Below are 18,772 nucleotides of genomic sequence, written 5' to 3'. Positions count from 1 at the left end.
AGCTAACCAAAAAAGGGAGGATACAGTTTATGATTAAGATCGCCTTGCTATTTCCAGGTCAAGGAAGCCAGTACAATATGATGGGAAAAGCTCTTATTGAAAGCTCTCCCGAGGTTAGGGACATTTTTCAGCGCACCAACGAGATTCTCGGCTACGATTTGCTCGCGATCATCAACGAGGGCAACCTGGAGCAACTGACGCGCACCGAACATGCGCAGCCTGCGATTTTTGCCTACAGCTATGCCATTTTCCAATCGATCTGGAAGGAGAAGAAATTTTTCCCTTCCTTTATGGCTGGACATAGCCTGGGCGAATTTACGGCTTTGACATGCGCCGAAGTGTTCCGCTATGAGGATGCGCTGCGGCTCGTAATGGAGAGGGCGACAATCATGCAGCAAGCTACCGCAGACGGATTTGGCGGCATGGCTGCCATCAACGGCTTGCACCCGCTGCTCGTCGAAGAGGAATGTGAGCGCGTATCGAACGGCGAGGACAAAATTGTCGTAGCCAATTACAATTCCTCCAACCAGGTAGTGATTTCCGGCGCAAAATCGTTGGTGAAGGTCGCCATGGAAAACTTGGCGAAAATCGGTGCGATTACGATTCCCCTGCAAGTCTCGGCGCCTTTCCACACCCCGTATCTGGAACTGAGCAATCAAATGTTCCAGCGGGCCATCGCGCAGACACCAATGTCCATGCTCAAATGGCCGGTGATCTCCAATGTGGACGCGAAGCCGTACTACCAACCGACAGAAATTCAGGAGCGGCTCAACGTGCAAATGATCAGCGCAGTCAGATGGAAAGAAACGATCGAATACATGCTGCGCCAAGGCGTAAACACTTTTATCGAGCTTGGGCCAAAATCCGCTTTGACCAATTTGCTCAAACGCGACTATTCGCACGTGCGCGCCTATTCCTATGAAGACAACTATCAGGAAATCATGGCGGTCATTGACGAGCAGACAGCGGAAAAGCGTCCATCTGTCGTTTCCCGTTCCTTGGCCATCGCCGTGTGCACAAGAAACCAGAACTGGAATGAAGAGGAGTACCAAAAAGGGGTCATTGAGCCGTACAGAAAGATACAAGCTTTGGGCAACAAGCTGGAGGAAGAGGGACGCGAAGAGTCGATCGAAGAAATCAAGCAGGCGATCGAGATGCTCCGTTCCGTGTTTGTGACGAAAAAAGTGTCGCTGGAAGAGCAGCGCGAGCGGTTCACGCAAATTTTTGACGAGACGAAGAAACGACACCTGTTTGCTGACCTTGCCCCGGTCATGTTTGCCGAAAAGGAAGCTGTCAATGAAAAGTAAGCCGCTGTTCGAGGATATCCAGATCGACCTGGAGGAGGAGAGCGCAGGTACCTGGGAGGACTTGGGGAGGGCGGCAGAGGCTCCGAAGAAAGACGTAGCGATCATCGGAATCGCGGGGAAGCTGGCGGATGCGCACAATGTCGGAGAGTTTTGGCGCAATCTCGCGCTCGGCAAAGATTCGATCCGCCGCATTCCTTTGTCGCGCAAGCACGACTACGAGGAGCTGCTGTCTGCTTTTTTGCAGAAAGAGGTGCGCAAAGAGCAGAGCGAATACGCGGAAAGCGGGTATTTGGAGCAGGTTGATCGGTTTGATTGCGAATACTTTTCTATCTCGCGCAAAGAAGCCAAGCTGATGGACCCGAATCAGCGGCTTGTTTTGCAAAGCTGTGTGGCTGCGATGGAAGATGCAGGGTATGGAAAAGCGCGGTTGCGCGGAACGCAGACGGGCGTTTTTTTAGGGTACAGCAGTGACTTTGGCGGGGAGTACAAACATTTTCTCGCGGGGGAAAACGCTGAGCTGGCGGACTTGGCGATGACGGGGAACATCAAGTCGATCATGGCGGCAAGACTGGCCTATTTGCTCGATTTGCACGGACCGAGCATGCTGGTCGATACCGCCTGCTCATCCTCGCTGGTTGCCGTGCATCTCGCTTGCCAGTCGATTCGCCGCGGTGAATGCGAGCAGGCTTTTGCCGGAGGGGTGAAAATCCAGTTTCAACCGTTTGAAAAGACCCAGACCGGAATCGGCATCGTATCTCCAACCTTTCGGGCGCGGACTTTTGACAGCGAGGCGGACGGCACCAGTCTGGGCGAAGGCGTCGGAATCATCCTGCTGAAAGATGCGGCAAAGGCGATTCGGGACGGCGACCACATTTACGCCTTGATCAAGGGCAGCGCCATCAATCAGGACGGGCAATCACTCGGGATCACCGCGCCGAACTCCAGGGCGCAGGAAGACCTGATCGTCCGGGCTTGGCAAGATGCCGGCATTCATCCGGAAACGATCTCGCTGATCGAAGCTCACGGCACGGCAACCCGCCTGGGCGATCCGGTAGAGATCGAAGGAATCAAGCGAGCTTTTGACCGATACACCACGAAAAAACAGTTTTGCGCAATCGGCTCGGTCAAAACCAACATCGGACATCTGGATCACGCTGCGGGAATATCCGGCCTGCTCAAATGCATTCTCGCGCTGAAGCACGAAATCATGCCGCCGACGCTGCATTTTCATAGCCCCAACAAGGAAATCGATTTTGTCGACGCGCCAGTCTTTGTGAACGACACAGCCCGTCCGTGGGAACAAGCAGAGCACCCGAAAAGATGCGGCATTAACTCTTTCGGGTTGAGCGGAACGAACTGCCACCTCATCCTGGAGCAATATCAGCAGGCTGAGATGGCTTCGCTCGAAAATCGTGGCGAAGGAGAGTGGCACCTGCTTGCGCTGTCAGCCAAAACTCCCGCTGTGCTCGACCAGCTGGTCAGCGCCTACTATCAGGCAGTCAACCAGAGCGGACAGCTCGATCTGGCGAGCTTGTGCTACACAGCGAATGTCGGACGCGATCATTTTGCGCACAGACTCGCAATCGTGTTTAACGACAGGACGGATTTGCTGCAAAAGCTCCAGGCTGTTCGCAAAGCGGGAGTCGAGAAGCTTGCCGTGAAGCATGTGTTTTACAGCGGAACCCCCCGCGAGGACGCAAGCCATGCCAGCCAGGGCGGGAAGGATAACGCACGCTTGCATGAGCTGCTTCGTTTGGCGTTGCAGTATGCGGCTGGCGAGACAGTTGCCTGGAAGGAGCTGTACGCGGATCAACGCCATTTAGCGATTAGCTTGCCGACGTACCCTTTTCAGGACATTCGCTGCTGGATCGAGCCGAAAGACCTGGAGAAAAAGTTCGCCCCGCTCGTCGATAAACGGCTTGTTGGCAGCAACGGCATCGATATTTATGAGACGAGGTTTGCGGTCGAGACGCATTGGGTGCTGGCGGAGCACAAAATCGCGGGGCATTGCGTGCTCCCGGGCACGGCCTATCTGGAAATGATGAGCGAGATTGTGCGCAAAAACATGCCTCAGCAAGCCGCGCTCGTGCTGGAAAACGTCATGTTTTTGCAGCCGCTTGAGGTCAAGGAACAAGAACCGAAGAGCGTCCACATAATCTTGCAAAAGCAAAAGTCGTCGCTTGATGTCATGGTGACATCGCCTTCTGAACATTCGGACGATTGGATCGTTCACTGCCGCGCAAAAGTGTTGCTTCAACCTGAGCTGCCCAAGCAAAAGCAACTGTCTCTTTCGGAGCTGCTCAGTGAAGCAAACAGGCAATCGGTAAGTGGCTACAAGCCAGACGCTGATGCCCCTGTGCAAACAGGCCCGCATTGGGAGTGCATGAAGGAAATTTATTTGGAGCAGGACAAAATCGTCGCCTTTTTTGAACTGCCTGCGCCTTTTACATCTGAACTGCACGCGCATGTTCTGCATCCTTCTTTGCTGGATTGCGCAGTGAACATTCCGATCAGCCAAATTCGCGACGGGCTGTTTTTGCCTTTTGCCTATAAAAAAATCGTTTTTGCCGGACCTATGCCTGGCCGATTTTACAGCGTGCTGCAAAGGACAGACAAAGAGACGGCAGACAGGCAGGAAGCGATCTCCTTTGATATCTTGCTCGTTACGGAAAAAGGGGAAGTTTTTGCCGAGATTCACGACTACACGCTAAAAAGGGTGCCGATGGAAGCCGCACCGTCCGCCGTCTTTTCTCCCAAAGGGCTGTTCCATCAAATCGTCTGGGAAGCCATGCCTTTGCTGGCAGAAAACAGACAGCCGGACACGGCGCAGCCGCTTACGCTTGTTTTCGGCGGCCATGAGCCTGTCACGCAGCAACTGATTGCGGAGCTGAAAAAGAACGGGACTCCTGCGATTGTCGCCACGCCAGGCAAGCAGTTTGCCAAGCTCGCCCATGATCAATACGAGCTAAGTGTCGATCAGCAAGCTTTTGATGCGCTATGGGAGGACATCGGGAACAAGGGCGTGCAGCGCATCGTGCATGGCTTTTCCCTGTCTGATGCTGCCGAAGAAAGGGCAAGCGACGAAGGCTTGTTCAGTCTGTTCCATCTGGCAAAAAGCTTGGTTGCGCAAAACGTGCGACAGCCGATTGATCTGGTCCTGCTAGGCGAACTGGCGCTTCCGGTTACACAGACGGAGCCTGCCGTCCAGCTCCAGCCGATGCACAACGCTTTGTATCACCTTGGCAAAGTGGTCAGCAGCGAATGGTCGCATCTGCGCTGCCGTTGCATCGATCTGGATGCCGCTACCGCGATCCCGGACATCCTCGCTGAACTGGAACATCAGCCAGACAGCTACATCGCAGCCTACCGGAACGGACAAAGATACGGGCAAAAAATGGTGGAACTTGATCGCCAGCTGCCCACAGGCCAAACACTTAACTTGACTGAATCGGGTTGCTATGTGATTACTGGCGGAACAGGCGGCCTGGGCTTGACCATGGCTAGACATTTGGCAGAAAAGCAGCCGGTTCATCTGGTGCTGATCAGCAGGTCAGGCTTTCCCGCAGAGGACGAATGGACAGACATTTTGCAAAAAGGCGAGCAGCAAGAGATCATACGCAGGATCGAGATGCTGCAACAGATCACAGCGTCAGGCAGTACATACACCATCTACAAGGCAGATGTCGCCAGCAAGGAGCAGCTTGCGCGCGCGCTTGAGGAAGTGCGGGCAGCACATGGCAGCATCAATGGCGTCATTCACGCGGCTGGAGTCGCCGGGGATCAATTTTTGTTCAACAGGGAAGAGGAACGTTTTCGCGAGGTGCTGCAAGCCAAGACGGCGGGGAGCCTGAATGTGGCGCAGCTGATTACCGAGCCGCTGGAATTTTTCGTCTGCTTTTCATCTGTCGCCACATTGGAAGGGACGCCGGGACAAGGTGATTATGTGGCGGCGAACGCGTTTTTGGACAGCTTCGTCTACAGCCTGCCCGCCCAGCAAAACGGCATGACGCTCAACTGGGCACCGTGGGCTGAGATCGGCATGGCCTACGATTATGGAACGTTTCAAAAAGAACTGATCTTTCACCTGCTGACGCCACAGGTCGCTGTCGCTGCTTTTGATGCTGCGCTTGCCCTTGGCGAAAAACAGGTCGTCATCGGCAAAATCAACAAGGAAGTCGCGAGAAAGCACTTCCGCAGCAACTTCTTTTACGCAGGAAACAGGCTGTTGATCGATTATGTGGACGGGGCGGCGGCAGCACCTGGAGAAAGCCAGCCAGTCCAGCCAGCTACTGGCGTGTTTCACGGCGATCCGCAGCACGCATCCTTGCAAGAAATCAAAGCGTTGATCCGCCAGCTATGGAGCACACTGCTCGAATCCGATTCGATTCAGCTGGACGACAATTTTACGTCTCTTGGCGGCAATTCGATCTTTGCGGTTTATTTGCTCCAGGAACTGGAAAAGTATTTTCCGGACCAACTGGGCATCTCGGATATTTTTACGTATCCCACGATTAACAAGATGGCCGAATATGTGCATTCCCGGATGAAAAAAGAGCAACCGTCTTCCTCTGGCAGCGTGAGTCAGGAGGAGGAAGACCAAAATCTCGATCAAATCTTGCAGCGCTTGGCCAATGGTGAACTCGATGTGGAAGAGATTGATCGATTGCTGGGAGAAGAAGAATGAAAGAAACGCGAAAGTACATTTATCAGCAGATCAAGGATCAACAGTTAAGCATTGAAAAGTCCAAGGTCATTTTAAAAGAGATCAAGCAGGCGGGAGCGAAGAAACATAAGGACATCGCGATCATCGGGATGTCCGGCCGCTTTCCTGGCGCTCGCAACCTCGATGAATACTGGAAAAATTTGCTGGCAGAGGTCGATTGCATCACGGATTTTCCGGAGAGCCGACAGGCGGGCGTTGCAGGGTTTGTGAGCAGGCTGCAACAGGAAGCTCCTATAGAGGTCGCCTATGAAAAAGGCGGCTACCTGGATCAAATTGATGATTTTGACGCGGAGTATTTCAAAATATCGAACAAGGAAGCCGTCATGATGGACCCGATGCAGCGCCTGCTTTTGACCACTGTGATGGAAACGGTGGAGGATGCCGGGTACGGCGGAAACCGGATCGTCTCGTCCAAAACGGGCGTTTTTATCGGCAGGGACCACACTGTCGGGAACATGTACACACACCTGCTGGATCAAACAGACGAGCTGGCATTGACTGGCTCGTATACGGGCATTTTGGCGAGCAGAGTTTCCTATTTTCTCGACTTGAAGGGACCTAGCGTCGTCGTGGATTCTGCCTGCTCGTCGGGATTGCTCGCGATTCATAACGCTTGCCAGGCGATCAGGAACAACGAGTGCGACATGGCGATCGCTGGCGGGGTGTGCCTGATTTTTTTCCCGGTGAAAAATCCGGCGTTTGGACTGGTCGAATCGAAGCTGCATCTGGTCAAACCTTTTGACAAGCACGCGGATGGAACGCTGTGGGGCGAAGGGATCGGAGCTTTGCTGCTGAAGCCTTTGGATAAAGCGATTCAGGATCGGGATCACATTCATGCCGTCATCAAAGGGAGCGCGGCCAATAACGACGGGAAATCGAACGGGATCACGGCACCGAATGCAATCGCCCAGGAAGAGGTGTTCACCAGAGCCTGGACGAACGCCGAAATTCCACCCGAGACGATCGGTTTTATTGAAGCGCACGGGACAGGAACGGTACTCGGCGACCCGATTGAAGTCCAGTCGCTCGGCAATGCCTTTAAAAAATATACGTCGCGAAAACAGTTTTGCGGGATCGGCTCCGTCAAGTCCAATATCGGCCATTTAGCCGCAGCGTCTGGAACCGCCTCCGTCTTCAAGGTCATTTTGTCGCTCAAGCATAAAAAGCTGGTCAGCACGCTCCATTTTGACGATCCCAACCCGTTCATCGACTTTACGGGTTCGCCGCTCTACATGGTGGACAGGGTGGAAGAATGGCCACGCGATCAGGACGATACCCCGCGGCGGGCAGGCGTCAGTTCGTTTGGCTTTAGCGGCACCAATTGCCACCTCGTACTGGAGGAAGCGCCAGAAGAACAACCGGGCGCAGCCAGCGCTCGTCCTTGCCATGTTTTCACGGCTTCGGCCAGGGACAAAGAGACGCTGCTTGAACTGCTTTCGCGTTACCGCCATTTTTTGAGCGAGCAGAAAAGTTTGTCTTTGGAAGACCTTTGCTTGACTGCGACAACGGGACGCGGGCATTATTCGTGCCGCCTTGCCCTCCTCGTGCGCAGCTTGCCCGAGCTGCAAGAAAAGCTGAACCAGGTCATGACAGAGCAGCTGCCATCCGGCCAGGAGCATGCCGGAATCTTTTGCAACGAATTTAAGGTCGTACCCGAGAGCAAGCTGGATAAAGCTGTCGGAGAGATTACCGAATCCGCCTTGCAGCTGCTGCTGGAAAAAGCGCAACAACAGCTCGCCCGCACCTCCACTGATGATGAGCACGGGATGGCGGAGGTTTGCAAGCTGTATGTTCAGGGAGCCGAAATCGATTGGCGGCACTTCTACGGAACAGGGGAACATCGCCGTCTGGCCTTGCCTGTCTATCCTTTTAAAAAGACTGCGTTCTGGCCGCAACCGGATGGCGGGCTGGCGCCGCAGCATCAGGAAGTCATCCCGGGACGGAAAGTGCTTGAATCGTATCGGCAGAGCGTCTATGAAATCCCTTTGCGAGTGGAGAAGCAGTGGATGTTGCAGGAGCATCTCATGATGGGCTTTCCGATCGTCCCTGCGACTGCTCTGATCGAATGGGCGAGAAAAGCTGGAGGCAATCATTATGGAGACGCCTCATTCGAGTTGCGGGATTTTCGCTTTATCAGTCCGTTGGTCGTCCCTGAGGGGGAAGAACGGATCGTCCATACGATCATGGAAAGTCAGGAAGACTTGCTGCAGCTGCGGATCGTCAATCGCAAGACAGCGGATGACGGTGGAGCGGGGCAGGACTGGCAGTTGAATGTCGAAGGCAAAATCGTTCCTGGCGCGACTGCTGAGCCAGCATGGATGGATATTCAGCGCATCAAGCAGGACAGCGCCTGGGAGCAGGTGGATGCGGATTTTGCCACGGTGCGAGGGCGTACGAGATTCGGGCCGCGCTGGAACAACATTCGGGCTTTGGGCAAATGCGAAGACCGTGTGCTGGTCCACGTGCAGTTGGCGGAAGCCTACGCGGACGACTTCGCCTTGTACGGCTTTCATCCGGCCTTGCTCGACACAGGGCTGAATGCCGTGACTATGTTTGTTTTGTCTGACCTCTATCTGCCCTTTTCCTTTAAACGGATGAGCATCTACAACCAGATGCCTGCTTCCTTTTACAGCTACCTGCGAAAAAGAGAGACGCGCGGCGACAGCCGGGAGACGGTGTCCTACGACATCAGCCTGATCGACGAGCAAGGAAACGTGTTTGCCGAAGTCGAGAACTACACACTGAAACGCATCTCTGCCGCTATGGTGGCGCACGATTTGTTTTACCAGATTCGCTGGGTGAAAGCGCCGCTGGAACAGCGCGGAGAGGTTGCTGCGGGCAGCGTGCTGTTGTTTGGCGACAGCGAAGGCGGGAGCGGACGTGGAAGTGGAACAACGCGGGAACTGATTCGCCAATGGGAAGCGCGCGGCGTCGAGCTGATTCAGGTCGCTTACGGGGATGGCTACCGCAAAGAGCGAGAAACGAAGTACGTGGTAGGAGATGCGGAAGCGGATTACCAGCAGCTTTTTGCCGACTTGCAGGAGCGGGGCATCAACCGGATCGTCCACGCTTATGCGCTGGATGAGCAAAAGGGCGTGGACAGCCTCTCCCGCCTGCAAACGACGCAAGCTCGCACAATCCATAGCCTGTTTTCTATCGTGAAATCGCTCGTGCAAGCCAAGTACAGGCAGGAGATAGAATTGGTTATACTGGGCCGGAATGGCTGGGAAGTGACAGGCACCGAAACAGAGCTGGAGCCGTGCCATACAGCGTTGTTCCAGTTGGGGAAAGTAGTCAATGCGGAGTATCCCCATCTGAAATGCCGCAGCATGGATCTCGACGACGAGACGGACTGCGGCAGTCTTTTGGCGGAAATGTACGGGAAAACTGGCACGTATCAAGTTGCCTATCGCGGCAATCAGCGGTACGTACAGGAATTTGCTCGCTGCCCGGTCGAAGAGTCTGTGCAGCCGTTGGAGCTGCAAGAGGACGGACTGTATCTGATCACTGGCGGCACGGGCGGGATCGGGCTGGAAATCGCCAAGCATTTGGCTTCCCGCAAAAACATTCGCCTTGGTCTGCTCGGCCGCAGCGGTCTGCCACCGCGTGCAGACTGGGAGACAATCAAACAGAAGTCGAGCGAAGCGGACAGCAAAACGCTCCGCATCATTGCAGCCGTGGAAGAAATCGAGCGGTCGGGCAGCAGCGTCACGGTTTGCGCGTGCGATATCGCTGACGAACAGCAGGTAGCAGACACTTTGAAGCAGCTTTGCGAGGCATACGGAGCGGTCAAAGGAGTCATCCACGCGGCAGGCGTGGCGGGCAGCGGATTCCTGTTTACGAAAACATGGGCCGAGTTTGCGAGGGTGACCCAGCCGAAAATCGAAGGCAGCTACTTGCTGTACCGCTTGCTGGAAGAACGCCCCGACTTTTTCGTGCTGTTTTCCTCAACCGCGACGATAGAGGGCAGTCCGGGGCAGAGCGATTACGTAGCGGCGAACGGCTACCTCGACGGCTTTGCTTCCTACCTGCGCCAGCAAGGCATTCGCGCCACGACGATCAACTGGACCGCGTGGGCAGAAACCGGGATGGCGGCGGACTTTGGCGTGACCACCAGCAACGCCCTGTTCAAACCGCTGCAAACGAATGAAGCAACCGCTGCTTTGGACCAGGCGCTGGCTATGGATCGCAAGCAAGTGGTGATTGCCTCTCTCAATCAAGAATGGCTGCAAACCAGCGGGGAAGACCTGTTTTTGAAAGTAGAGAGCGGGCTGATCGACAAGAACACGAGCAAGGGCCGCTCCAAAGCCCCGTCTGCTCCTGCCAGCGCGCAGCGTGCTTTTACGCTCACGGGCCGCAAAGATGAAACTTATGACGACATCGAGCAGACGATTTCCCGCATCTGGGCGGAAACGATGCACTTGTCGACTGTCAACATCTACGACAGCTTTCTCGCACTGGGGGGCGATTCACTGATCGCGACCCAACTGCTGAAAAAGCTGGAAACCGAGTTCCCGGGCGCACTCGACTTGCCTGATCTGTTTACGTATTCGTCTGTGGCGGAACTGGCTGACTACATCAGGCAGGGCCAAAGCAGCGAGCCAAAAAGGCAAGAAGAAGCGAAACAGCAGGACTCCTTCGATTCGTTTGACCAACAGCTACAATCCATTTTGGACAACCTTTCTTCCGGGGAGCAATCTGTAGAAGAGATGGTGGACCTTTTGTCGCAGCGGAGGAATCGAACAGATGAATAACATCGACCAAATCAATGCGCTGATCTTGGAAAGTGTAAAAGAAAATCGCCTGGACAAAGAGCTTGCCCGCAAGCTGCTGCACCAAGTCAATGCAGCTTCGCCCAAGCCCGAAAAGGACGCCGTTGCGGATATCGCCATCATCGGCATTTCTTGCCGGCTTCCTTTTGCAGACAACCTGGAGCAATATTGGACGAATCTGCTTAACGGAACGAATGGCATCACCGATTTTCCGCTCAAGCGGCGCATGGATACCGATCCTTTGCTGCGCAAGCTTTGGGGAGAACCGCACTATGCCAAAGGCAGCTACCTGGAAGAGATAGACCGCTTCGACGCCGAATATTTCCGCATCTCGCCCAGGGAAGCCGAGTTTATGGACCCGCACCAGCGCTTGCTTTTGGAAGTCACGGCAGAAGCGATTGAAGATGCGGGATACATGGGCGAAAAAATCGACGGCACCGATACGGGCGTCTTCATCGGAAGAGATCACCATTCTTCCGGCCTGTACCAGCAATTTATCGATTCGTCGAACGAATTGGCGATGACTGGCAATCTGCCCAGCTTCCTCTCGGGCAGGATTGCCTTTTTCTTTAACCTTTTCGGGCCGAATATGGTGATCGACACGGCGTGCTCCTCCGGGTTGGTAGCGGTGCATCACGCTTGCGAGTCGCTCAGGAAACGAGAATGCCGATTGGCTATCGCCGGAGGCATCAGCTTGAATCTCGTGCCGATGGCTAATTCGTCGTTTAAAATCGTGGAAAACAGCGACGGCATCGTCAGGCCATTCGACAGCCACGCCAAAGGCACCACCTGGGGCGAAGGGCTGTCGGTCATCCTGCTGAAGCCGTTGCACGATGCCTTGCAAGACAAGGACCGGATTTACGCCGTGATCAAAGCCAGTGGCGTAAACAGCGACGGAGCTTCCAATTACATCACCGCTCCCAATCCGCAAGCCCAGGAGCAGCTCTTGACGGACGTGTGGACAAAAGCGGGTATTCACCCGGAAACGATTTCCTACATCGAAACGCACGGCACCGGAACCGTCATTGGTGACCCAATCGAAGTAAAGGCCATGAAGCAAGCTTTTCAACCCTACACGCGCAAAAAACAGTTTTGCGGGATCGGTTCCGTCAAATCGAACATCGGTCATCTCGTAGGAGCTTCGGGGATGGCTTCCCTGTTAAAAGTCGTGTTGTCCTTGAAGCATAAACAACTCGTTCCGACGATCAATTTTGCGGAGCCAAATCCGTATATTCCTTTCTCCGATTCGCCCTTTTACTTGGTTGATCGGCCTCTAGCCTGGGAAACTGGAGGTGTGCCGCGCCGGGCTGGCATCAGTTCTTTCGGCTTTAGCGGCATGAACTGCCATGTGCTGCTGGAGGAATGGAATCAACAGCAGACGGAGAAGAACGAGCAGGAAACGCCTCGGCTGTTTACGCTATCGGCCAAAAGCCGTGCGAATTTGTCGGACTTGCTGCGACGCTACTGCCATTTTTTGCAGGCCAATCAGCAGGTGGATTTCTCTGCTCTCGTCTATACGGCGCAGGTTGGAAGGGAGCATTTTTCCCATCGCTTGGCGATTATCGCCCGGAACACAAGCGAGCTGTTGCAAAAAATCGCGGCGATCATGCCGCTGGATTTGGACAATTTGCCTGAGACGCTTGGGTATTACGGGCAATCCGCCAGCGCCTGGAAAGCGAAAAACCATCTGCTGCATCCAGATACAGTGGACAAAGCAAATCGGCCGCTTCATGAAAAGGCCAATCAACTGCTTTACGCCTGGGCAGAACAAGGCTCGCTGGCCAGTGTCGACTCTCTTCGCGAATTGGCGACATCGTATGTGCAGGGAGCACGCATCCACTGGACAAAGTTGTACGAGGGACAGGCTGTGCAAACGATAGAGCTGCCTGTCTATCCATTCAGCAGAGTGAGGCATTGGCCGACGCCGACGGATGAGAGAACGGCAGACGCGGCAGCAAAAGGGCAACTGCCGGGAGAGTGTGTCCTGTCTACATCCGGGTTGCGCGTATACGCAGCAAAGGCAGCGATGAGCGAGCTGTGGATGCTGCAGGAACACCGCATCCTCGGCAACGGGGTTTTGCCGGGAGCAGCCTATCTGGAGATGGCCGGGGCAGCCAGCAAAGCCTTTTTCGCGCAACAAGGCGTGGTCATCAAAAATGTATCTTTGTCCCACATGCTTTCTTGCTCGCCGGATGAAACGAGAATCGTCCATACGATCGTCCAGGCGGAGCACGGACACGTCCGCTTTACGATTGCCAGCCGAGACGAAAGCGATCCGGAAGCAAGCTGGATCACCCATGCAACAGGAGAAGTACATCCGCTTGCGCCGCGCACAGGCAAGACGCTGCCGATTGCGTCCATCATCCGCGAAATGGAGCAACAGGACGCTGGCAAGTTTGCGCCGCTCTACTCGGGATTGATTCAATACGGTCCGAGATGGAGAGGCATCGAGCAGTTTTATGAAAACGACCGCGCTGCCTTGCTGCATATCCGACTGGCCGATGAGCGGGAACAGGGCACTTACTCGCTGCATCCGGCGTCGCTCGATACGGCATTGAGCTTTTGGCATCTGTTGAGACAGAACGAGGCGGAGCATGAATCGTATTACTTCCCGTTTTATTACCAAGCGCTCCATCTGTACACGGACATGCCTGCTTCCTTTTACAGCTACCTGCGGAAAAGAGAAGCACGCAGTGACAGCCGGGAGACGGTGTCCTACGACATTAGCCTGATCGACGAGCAAGGAAACGTGTTTGCCGAAGTCGAGAACTACACATTGAAGCGCGTTTCTGCGGCGATGGTCGCGCACGATTTGTTCTACCAGATTCGCTGGGTAAAAGCTCCGCTGGAACAGCCAGGAGAGGTCGCTGCGGGCAGCGTGCTGTTGTTTGGCAACAGCGACAGCGGAAGCGAGAGTGGAAGTGGAAGCGGAACAACGCGGGAACTGATTCAACAATGGGAAGCGCGCGGCGTCGAGCTGATTCAAGTCGCTTACGGTGACAGCTACCGCAAAGAACAGGAAACGAAGTACGTGGTCGGAGATGCGGAAGCGGATTACCAGCAGCTTTTTGCCGACTTGCAGGAGCGGGGCATCAACCGGATCGTCCACGCTTATGCGCTGGATGAGCACAAGGATGCACCCAGCCTCTCCCGCCTGCAAACGACACAGGCACGCACGATCCAAAGCTTGTTTTTTACGGTGAAATCGCTGGTGCAGGCCAAGTACAAGCAGGACTTGGAGCTGGTCGTACTGGGGCGGAACGGCTGGGAGGTCACTGGTGCCGAAAAAGCGCTGGAGCCGTGTCATACGGCGTTGTTCCAGTTGGGAAAAGTAGTGAATGCGGAGTACCCGCATGTGAAGTGCCACAGCATTGACCTCGACGACGAGACGGAGTGCGGCAGCCTTTTGGCGGAAATCTATGGCGAAAGCGCTGCGTACCAAGTTGCCTATCGCGGCAATCAGCGGTATGTCGAGGAATTTGCTCGCTGTCCGGTCGAAGAGTCTGTGCAGCCTTTCGAACTGCAAGAGGACGGACTGTATCTGATCACTGGCGGCACGGGCGGGATCGGTCTGGAAATCGCCAAGCATCTCGCTTCCCGCAAAAAAATCCGCCTTGGTCTGCTCAGCCGCAGCGGACTTCCACCGCGTGCAGACTGGGAGGCAATCAAACAGAAGTCGAGCGAAGCGGACAGCAAAACGCGCCGCATCATCGAAGCCGTGGAAGCAATCGAGCGGTCGGGCAGCAGCGTCACGGTTTGCGCGTGCGATATTGCCGACGAGCAACAAGTAGCGACTACTTTCCAGCAGTTGCGCGAGGCGTACGGAGCGGTCAAAGGAGTCATTCACGCGGCAGGCGTGGCGGGCAGCGGATTCCTGTTTACGAAAACATGGGCCGAGTTTGCCAAAGTGACCCAGCCGAAGATCGAAGGCAGCTACTTGCTGCACCGCTTGCTGGAAGAACGCCCCGACTTTTTCGTGCTGTTTTCCTCGATCGCAACGGTGGAGGGCAGTCCGGGGCAGAGCGATTACGCAGCGGCGAACGGCTACCTCGACGGCTTTGCCTCCTGCCTGCGCCAGCAAGGCATTCGCGCCACGACGATCAACTGGACCGCATGGGCAGAAACCGGGATGGCGGCGGACTACGGCGTGACAAACGGCAACGCTTTGTTCAAGCCGCTGAAAACAGCTCAGGCAGTCCAGGCATTTGCCAGCCTGCCAGACGTTCCGCGCGTAGTCGTGGCGGATATCCGCTTCGAGCAGATCGCTGCGTCGCTGGGCAATCGCTTTCCGTTGCAGCTCGCTTCTGAATTGCGTGGAAAAGTCGCGGAGCGAGCAGCAACGACCGCACCAGGAGAAGCTTTTTCCAGCGCTGTGCCGATTGTCGGCAAACAGCAGGACGAGCTTACCGAGACCGAAAAACAATTAGCGCAGGTATGGGCAAAAACGTTTGGGCTGGCAGAGATCGACCTGCAAAAAAGCTTCTACGAAGTCGGCGGAGACTCGATTATGGCGACGCAAATGGCCAATCTGCTGAACACGCACCTGAACAAGCCGATCACGATTGCGGAAGTTTTTGAATTTCCCACGATTCCGGAGCTGGCGGCTTACTTGGACGAAAACCTGCTGCCCGCACAAGAGACGCCCGCAAGCCAGGAAGCGACAACCGAACAACAAGCCGGGCACGATCTTTCCAAGGCGCAATACCGGATTTGGTTTTTGCAAAACTACGATCCGCACACGACAGCCTATCACTTGCCTGTCATCAAACAGTTGAAGCTGGACATTGATCTGGATGTGCTGCAACAAAGCCTGGACATGCTGACCCGGCGCCACGCCTCGCTGCGCACCGTCATCAAAATGGTCGATGGCGTCCCGAAGCAATTCGTTTTGCCGGAGTGGCAAAACGTCATTCAGTTCAGCGATTATCAGCAGGAATCGTCAGGCGCAGCCATGTCGGCCCGGCGATTGGAGGAGCACAATGCGACTCCGTTTGATTTTGAGCAGCCGCTGTTCAGGATGGAACTGCATCGTTTGGCTGATGATGAGCACCGTCTTTGCGTCAGCATGCACCACATTATTTCCGATGGCTGGAGCGTTGGGCTGTTTTTCCGGGAATTGATGGAACTGTATGAGAGCATTCGCTCGAACCATCCTGTTCAGCTGCCAGCTGTATCGTTGCAATATGGCGATTGGGTCGAGCAGGAGAAAAAGTGGTTAGCCTCTGCTGAGTTCCGGAACATGGAGCGGTACTGGATGAGCGAGCTGGCGAAACCGCTGCCAGTGCTGAATTTGCCGACCGATTTTGAACGGCCGCACTCTCTCGTCTACGACGGCAGCTACATCAAATTCACGGTTTCCAAAGAGAAAACCGAACAGTTGCGTTTGCTTGCGAGAAATCGCTCGACGACTCTCTACATGACGGTTCTCGCCGTCTATTTTTTGTTCCTGCACAAAATTAGCCAGGAAGAGGACATCATCGTCGGGTTCCCGGTGTCTGGCAGGGAGCGACAAGAATGGGAAAACGTCATTGGGCTGTTCATGAACATGGTGTGCATTCGCGTCGATTTTCGCGGACTTTCCCGCTTTGACGAGGTTTTGGAGACAATCAAGCACAAATGCGTCAAAGCGTATGCCAACGGCCGCTATCCGTTCAACACGCTCGTAGAAAAGCTGAACCCGGAGCGAGATCAGAGCCGCACGCCTGTTTTTTCCACGATTTTTCAGCTGTACGATAACGTCCCGCAAGACAACGACCGGATCAGTCTGTACGATCTGAGCTGCATTTGCAAAATGGAGCAGGAGCAAATGGAAGTCAGGATGGAGTACAAAACGACTCTGTTCGCCGAGGAGACGATCCGCAAATATGTTGACTATTTTTCATTTTTAATTGACCAAGTGATCGACAATCCGACGGCAATGCTCGGCCGCTATGAGCTGTTGGATGCCAAACACAAGGCAGCCTTGCTCGAAAAAAATCCGCAGCCTGTTGCTCTGGATGCTCCCGGACAAGTACACCGCCTGTTTGCAGCGCAAGCGCAAAAAAATCCTGCGCAGACAGCAGTCGTTTTTGAGGGGCGGAGCTTGACCTACCAGCAGTTGGATGAGCGCTCCAACCAATTGGCTGCCTTGCTCACGAGCACAAGCGGTCAGGAATCACAGGAGCCAATCGGCGTTTACATGCCCCGCGGTATCGAAATGATTGTCGCGTTGCTGGGCATTCTCAAGGCTGGACGCCCATATGTCCCATTGGATGTTGATTTTCCGCATGAGCGCATCGCTTACATGATTCAGCACAGCGAGATCAAAACCGTTTTGACGGAGCAAAGCGTCATGGCGAATCTGGAAACAATCGCAGGGACGCATCTGGAGACGGTAGTGGATTTGTCAGAGGATGCTCCCCTACCAAAAACAGTGGGGCAAATTCGCTACTACGGCAGCGAGCATATCCGCGCACAGCCCGTCACTCCTGTGACAGCGCCGCCAGCTGAATTGATGTACATCATGTATACATCTGGTTCGACCGGAACGCCAAAAGGCGTCATGGTTACCCAGCAAAATGTAATCCATTATCTTTTGTGGAGTCAGCAGCAATTTCAGCTGGGGCCTGCGCGTAACATGATGCTGGTCACTTCGATCAGCTTTGACATTTCTGTCTTTGAAATTTTTGGCTGCCTGACAAGCGGAGCCACCTTGCATGTGCTGTCGCCTGAGCGGCTGCGTGACCCGGCTTTGCTGTTTTCCTATCTGGAGGAGCAGCGGATCGATGTATGGCATTCTGTGCCGACTTTAATCAGCCAATTCATTCTCGGCCTGTCGCAGCAAGATGAACAACGCTTGGCGTGCTTGCGCCAGTTCGCAACCGTCCTCGTTGGCGGCGAAGCCTGGAGCCCGGCATTGGCAAAAGACATTAGCAGCCATTTCCCAAACGCGAAACTGTACAACCTGTACGGACCGACAGAAGCGACCATCTGGGCTACGTGTTGCGAAGTAAACCAGGAGCTGAAAGGCAAATCGGTCGTTCCGCTTGGCCGACCGCTCGGACAAAACCAGGTCTATATTTTGGACAAGGACGGAAACTTGTGCGGTCCCGGCGTGCCCGGCGAGATTTGCATTAGCGGACCTGGAGTCACTCCCGGGTACTTCCGCGACAGCGAGAAGACCGCGCAAGTATATCGCTTCCATCCGTTTGCCGATCAGCTCGTCTACCATACCGGAGATTTGGGCAAATACGGGACAGATGGACAGCTTGAATATATTTCCCGCAATGACGGCCTGGTCAAGGTCAGAGGATACCGGATTGAAACCGGAGAAATCGAGCAGCGGATCGCAAGCGTACCGGGTGTCACGGCTGTTTGCGTCGTGGCAGTCAAAGAAAGCGAATCGAACAAATTGATTGGCTACTATACGTCGACCCGTGACATTGCCGTGCAGGAGTTTCAGGATGCGTTGCGCAAAGCGCTGCCTGCTTACATGATTCCGGCCCGATTTGTGCGTCTGGAAGCGATGCCTGTCACTTCCAACCAAAAACTGGATCGAAAAACGCTGCAAGCCATGTCTCTTCCTGCTGACTCGATGGCACCAGACACAGAGCAAGGCGAGCTGCATGCTCCGAGCAGCGATGTGGAAAAGTTCCTGCTTCAGCTATGGCGCGATCTGCTCCGTCTCGAACAGATCGGGACCCGGCAAAACTTTTTCGATCTCGGTGGAAACTCGCACCTGATCGTCCAGATGCAAGCCAGAATCGAAGAGAAATACCCGCAAAAAATCAAAGTGATCGATCTGTTCGAATGCAAAACGATCAGTGCCATGGCGCAGCACATCGAAAGAAGCTCGTCAGCTCAAGCACAACCGGGTGTGAAAAAAGCAGGGCAGCCAAGCGACATCGACAATATTTTGCAGCTATTGGACGATTTTAGCGAGGGAGAAGCATCGGTAGAAGATATCCTGAAAAAATTAGGAGAGTAACGCT

Annotated in this window: 4 protein-coding genes; all 4 read left to right on the top strand. The window is 54.6% G+C overall.

Annotated features, from left to right (window positions below):
* The first annotated feature begins 29 nt into the window (after positions 1-29).
* The 4 genes from fabD to HP435_RS15080 are packed head-to-tail and all read left to right on the top strand — an operon-like array spanning position 30 to position 18,768.
* On the top strand, positions 30-1,307 hold the full coding sequence (gene fabD / locus HP435_RS15095; RefSeq protein ID WP_122966478.1) for an ACP S-malonyltransferase: 1,278 nt from the start codon (positions 30-32) through the stop codon (positions 1,305-1,307).
* The gene (locus HP435_RS15090; RefSeq protein WP_173599531.1) at positions 1,297-5,991 is read left to right on the top strand and encodes a type I polyketide synthase; all 4,695 of its coding nucleotides are present in this window, start codon (positions 1,297-1,299) and stop codon (positions 5,989-5,991) included. Before fabD ends, HP435_RS15090 begins: the two co-directional genes overlap by 11 nt.
* Positions 5,988-10,784 carry an SDR family NAD(P)-dependent oxidoreductase gene (locus HP435_RS15085; RefSeq protein WP_173599532.1) on the top strand — a complete coding sequence of 1,599 codons (4,797 nt, stop codon included), beginning with the start codon at positions 5,988-5,990 and terminating at the stop codon, positions 10,782-10,784. Before HP435_RS15090 ends, HP435_RS15085 begins: the two co-directional genes overlap by 4 nt.
* A complete protein-coding gene (locus HP435_RS15080) occupies positions 10,777-18,768 on the top strand; it encodes a non-ribosomal peptide synthetase (protein WP_173597322.1) in 7,992 nt (2,663 codons plus the stop codon). Before HP435_RS15085 ends, HP435_RS15080 begins: the two co-directional genes overlap by 8 nt.
* Positions 18,769-18,772: the final 4 nt, after the last annotated feature.

It is taken from the genome of Brevibacillus sp. HD3.3A (genome assembly GCF_013284375.2).
Lineage (GTDB): Bacteria > Bacillota > Bacilli > Brevibacillales > Brevibacillaceae > Brevibacillus > Brevibacillus parabrevis.
Note: the sequence above shows the minus strand (reverse complement) of the source record. Positions and strands in the feature narration are given on the sequence as shown.

Excerpts from the sequence above, each read along its gene's own strand:
- HP435_RS15080 (WP_173597322.1), top strand. The coding sequence starts at position 10,777 with ATGAATAACATCGACCAAATCAATGCGCTGATCTTGGAAAGTGTAAAA.
- fabD (WP_122966478.1), top strand. The coding sequence starts at position 30 with ATGATTAAGATCGCCTTGCTATTTCCAGGTCAAGGAAGCCAGTACAAT.
- HP435_RS15085 (WP_173599532.1), top strand. The coding sequence starts at position 5,988 with ATGAAAGAAACGCGAAAGTACATTTATCAGCAGATCAAGGATCAACAG.
- HP435_RS15090 (WP_173599531.1), top strand. The coding sequence starts at position 1,297 with ATGAAAAGTAAGCCGCTGTTCGAGGATATCCAGATCGACCTGGAGGAG.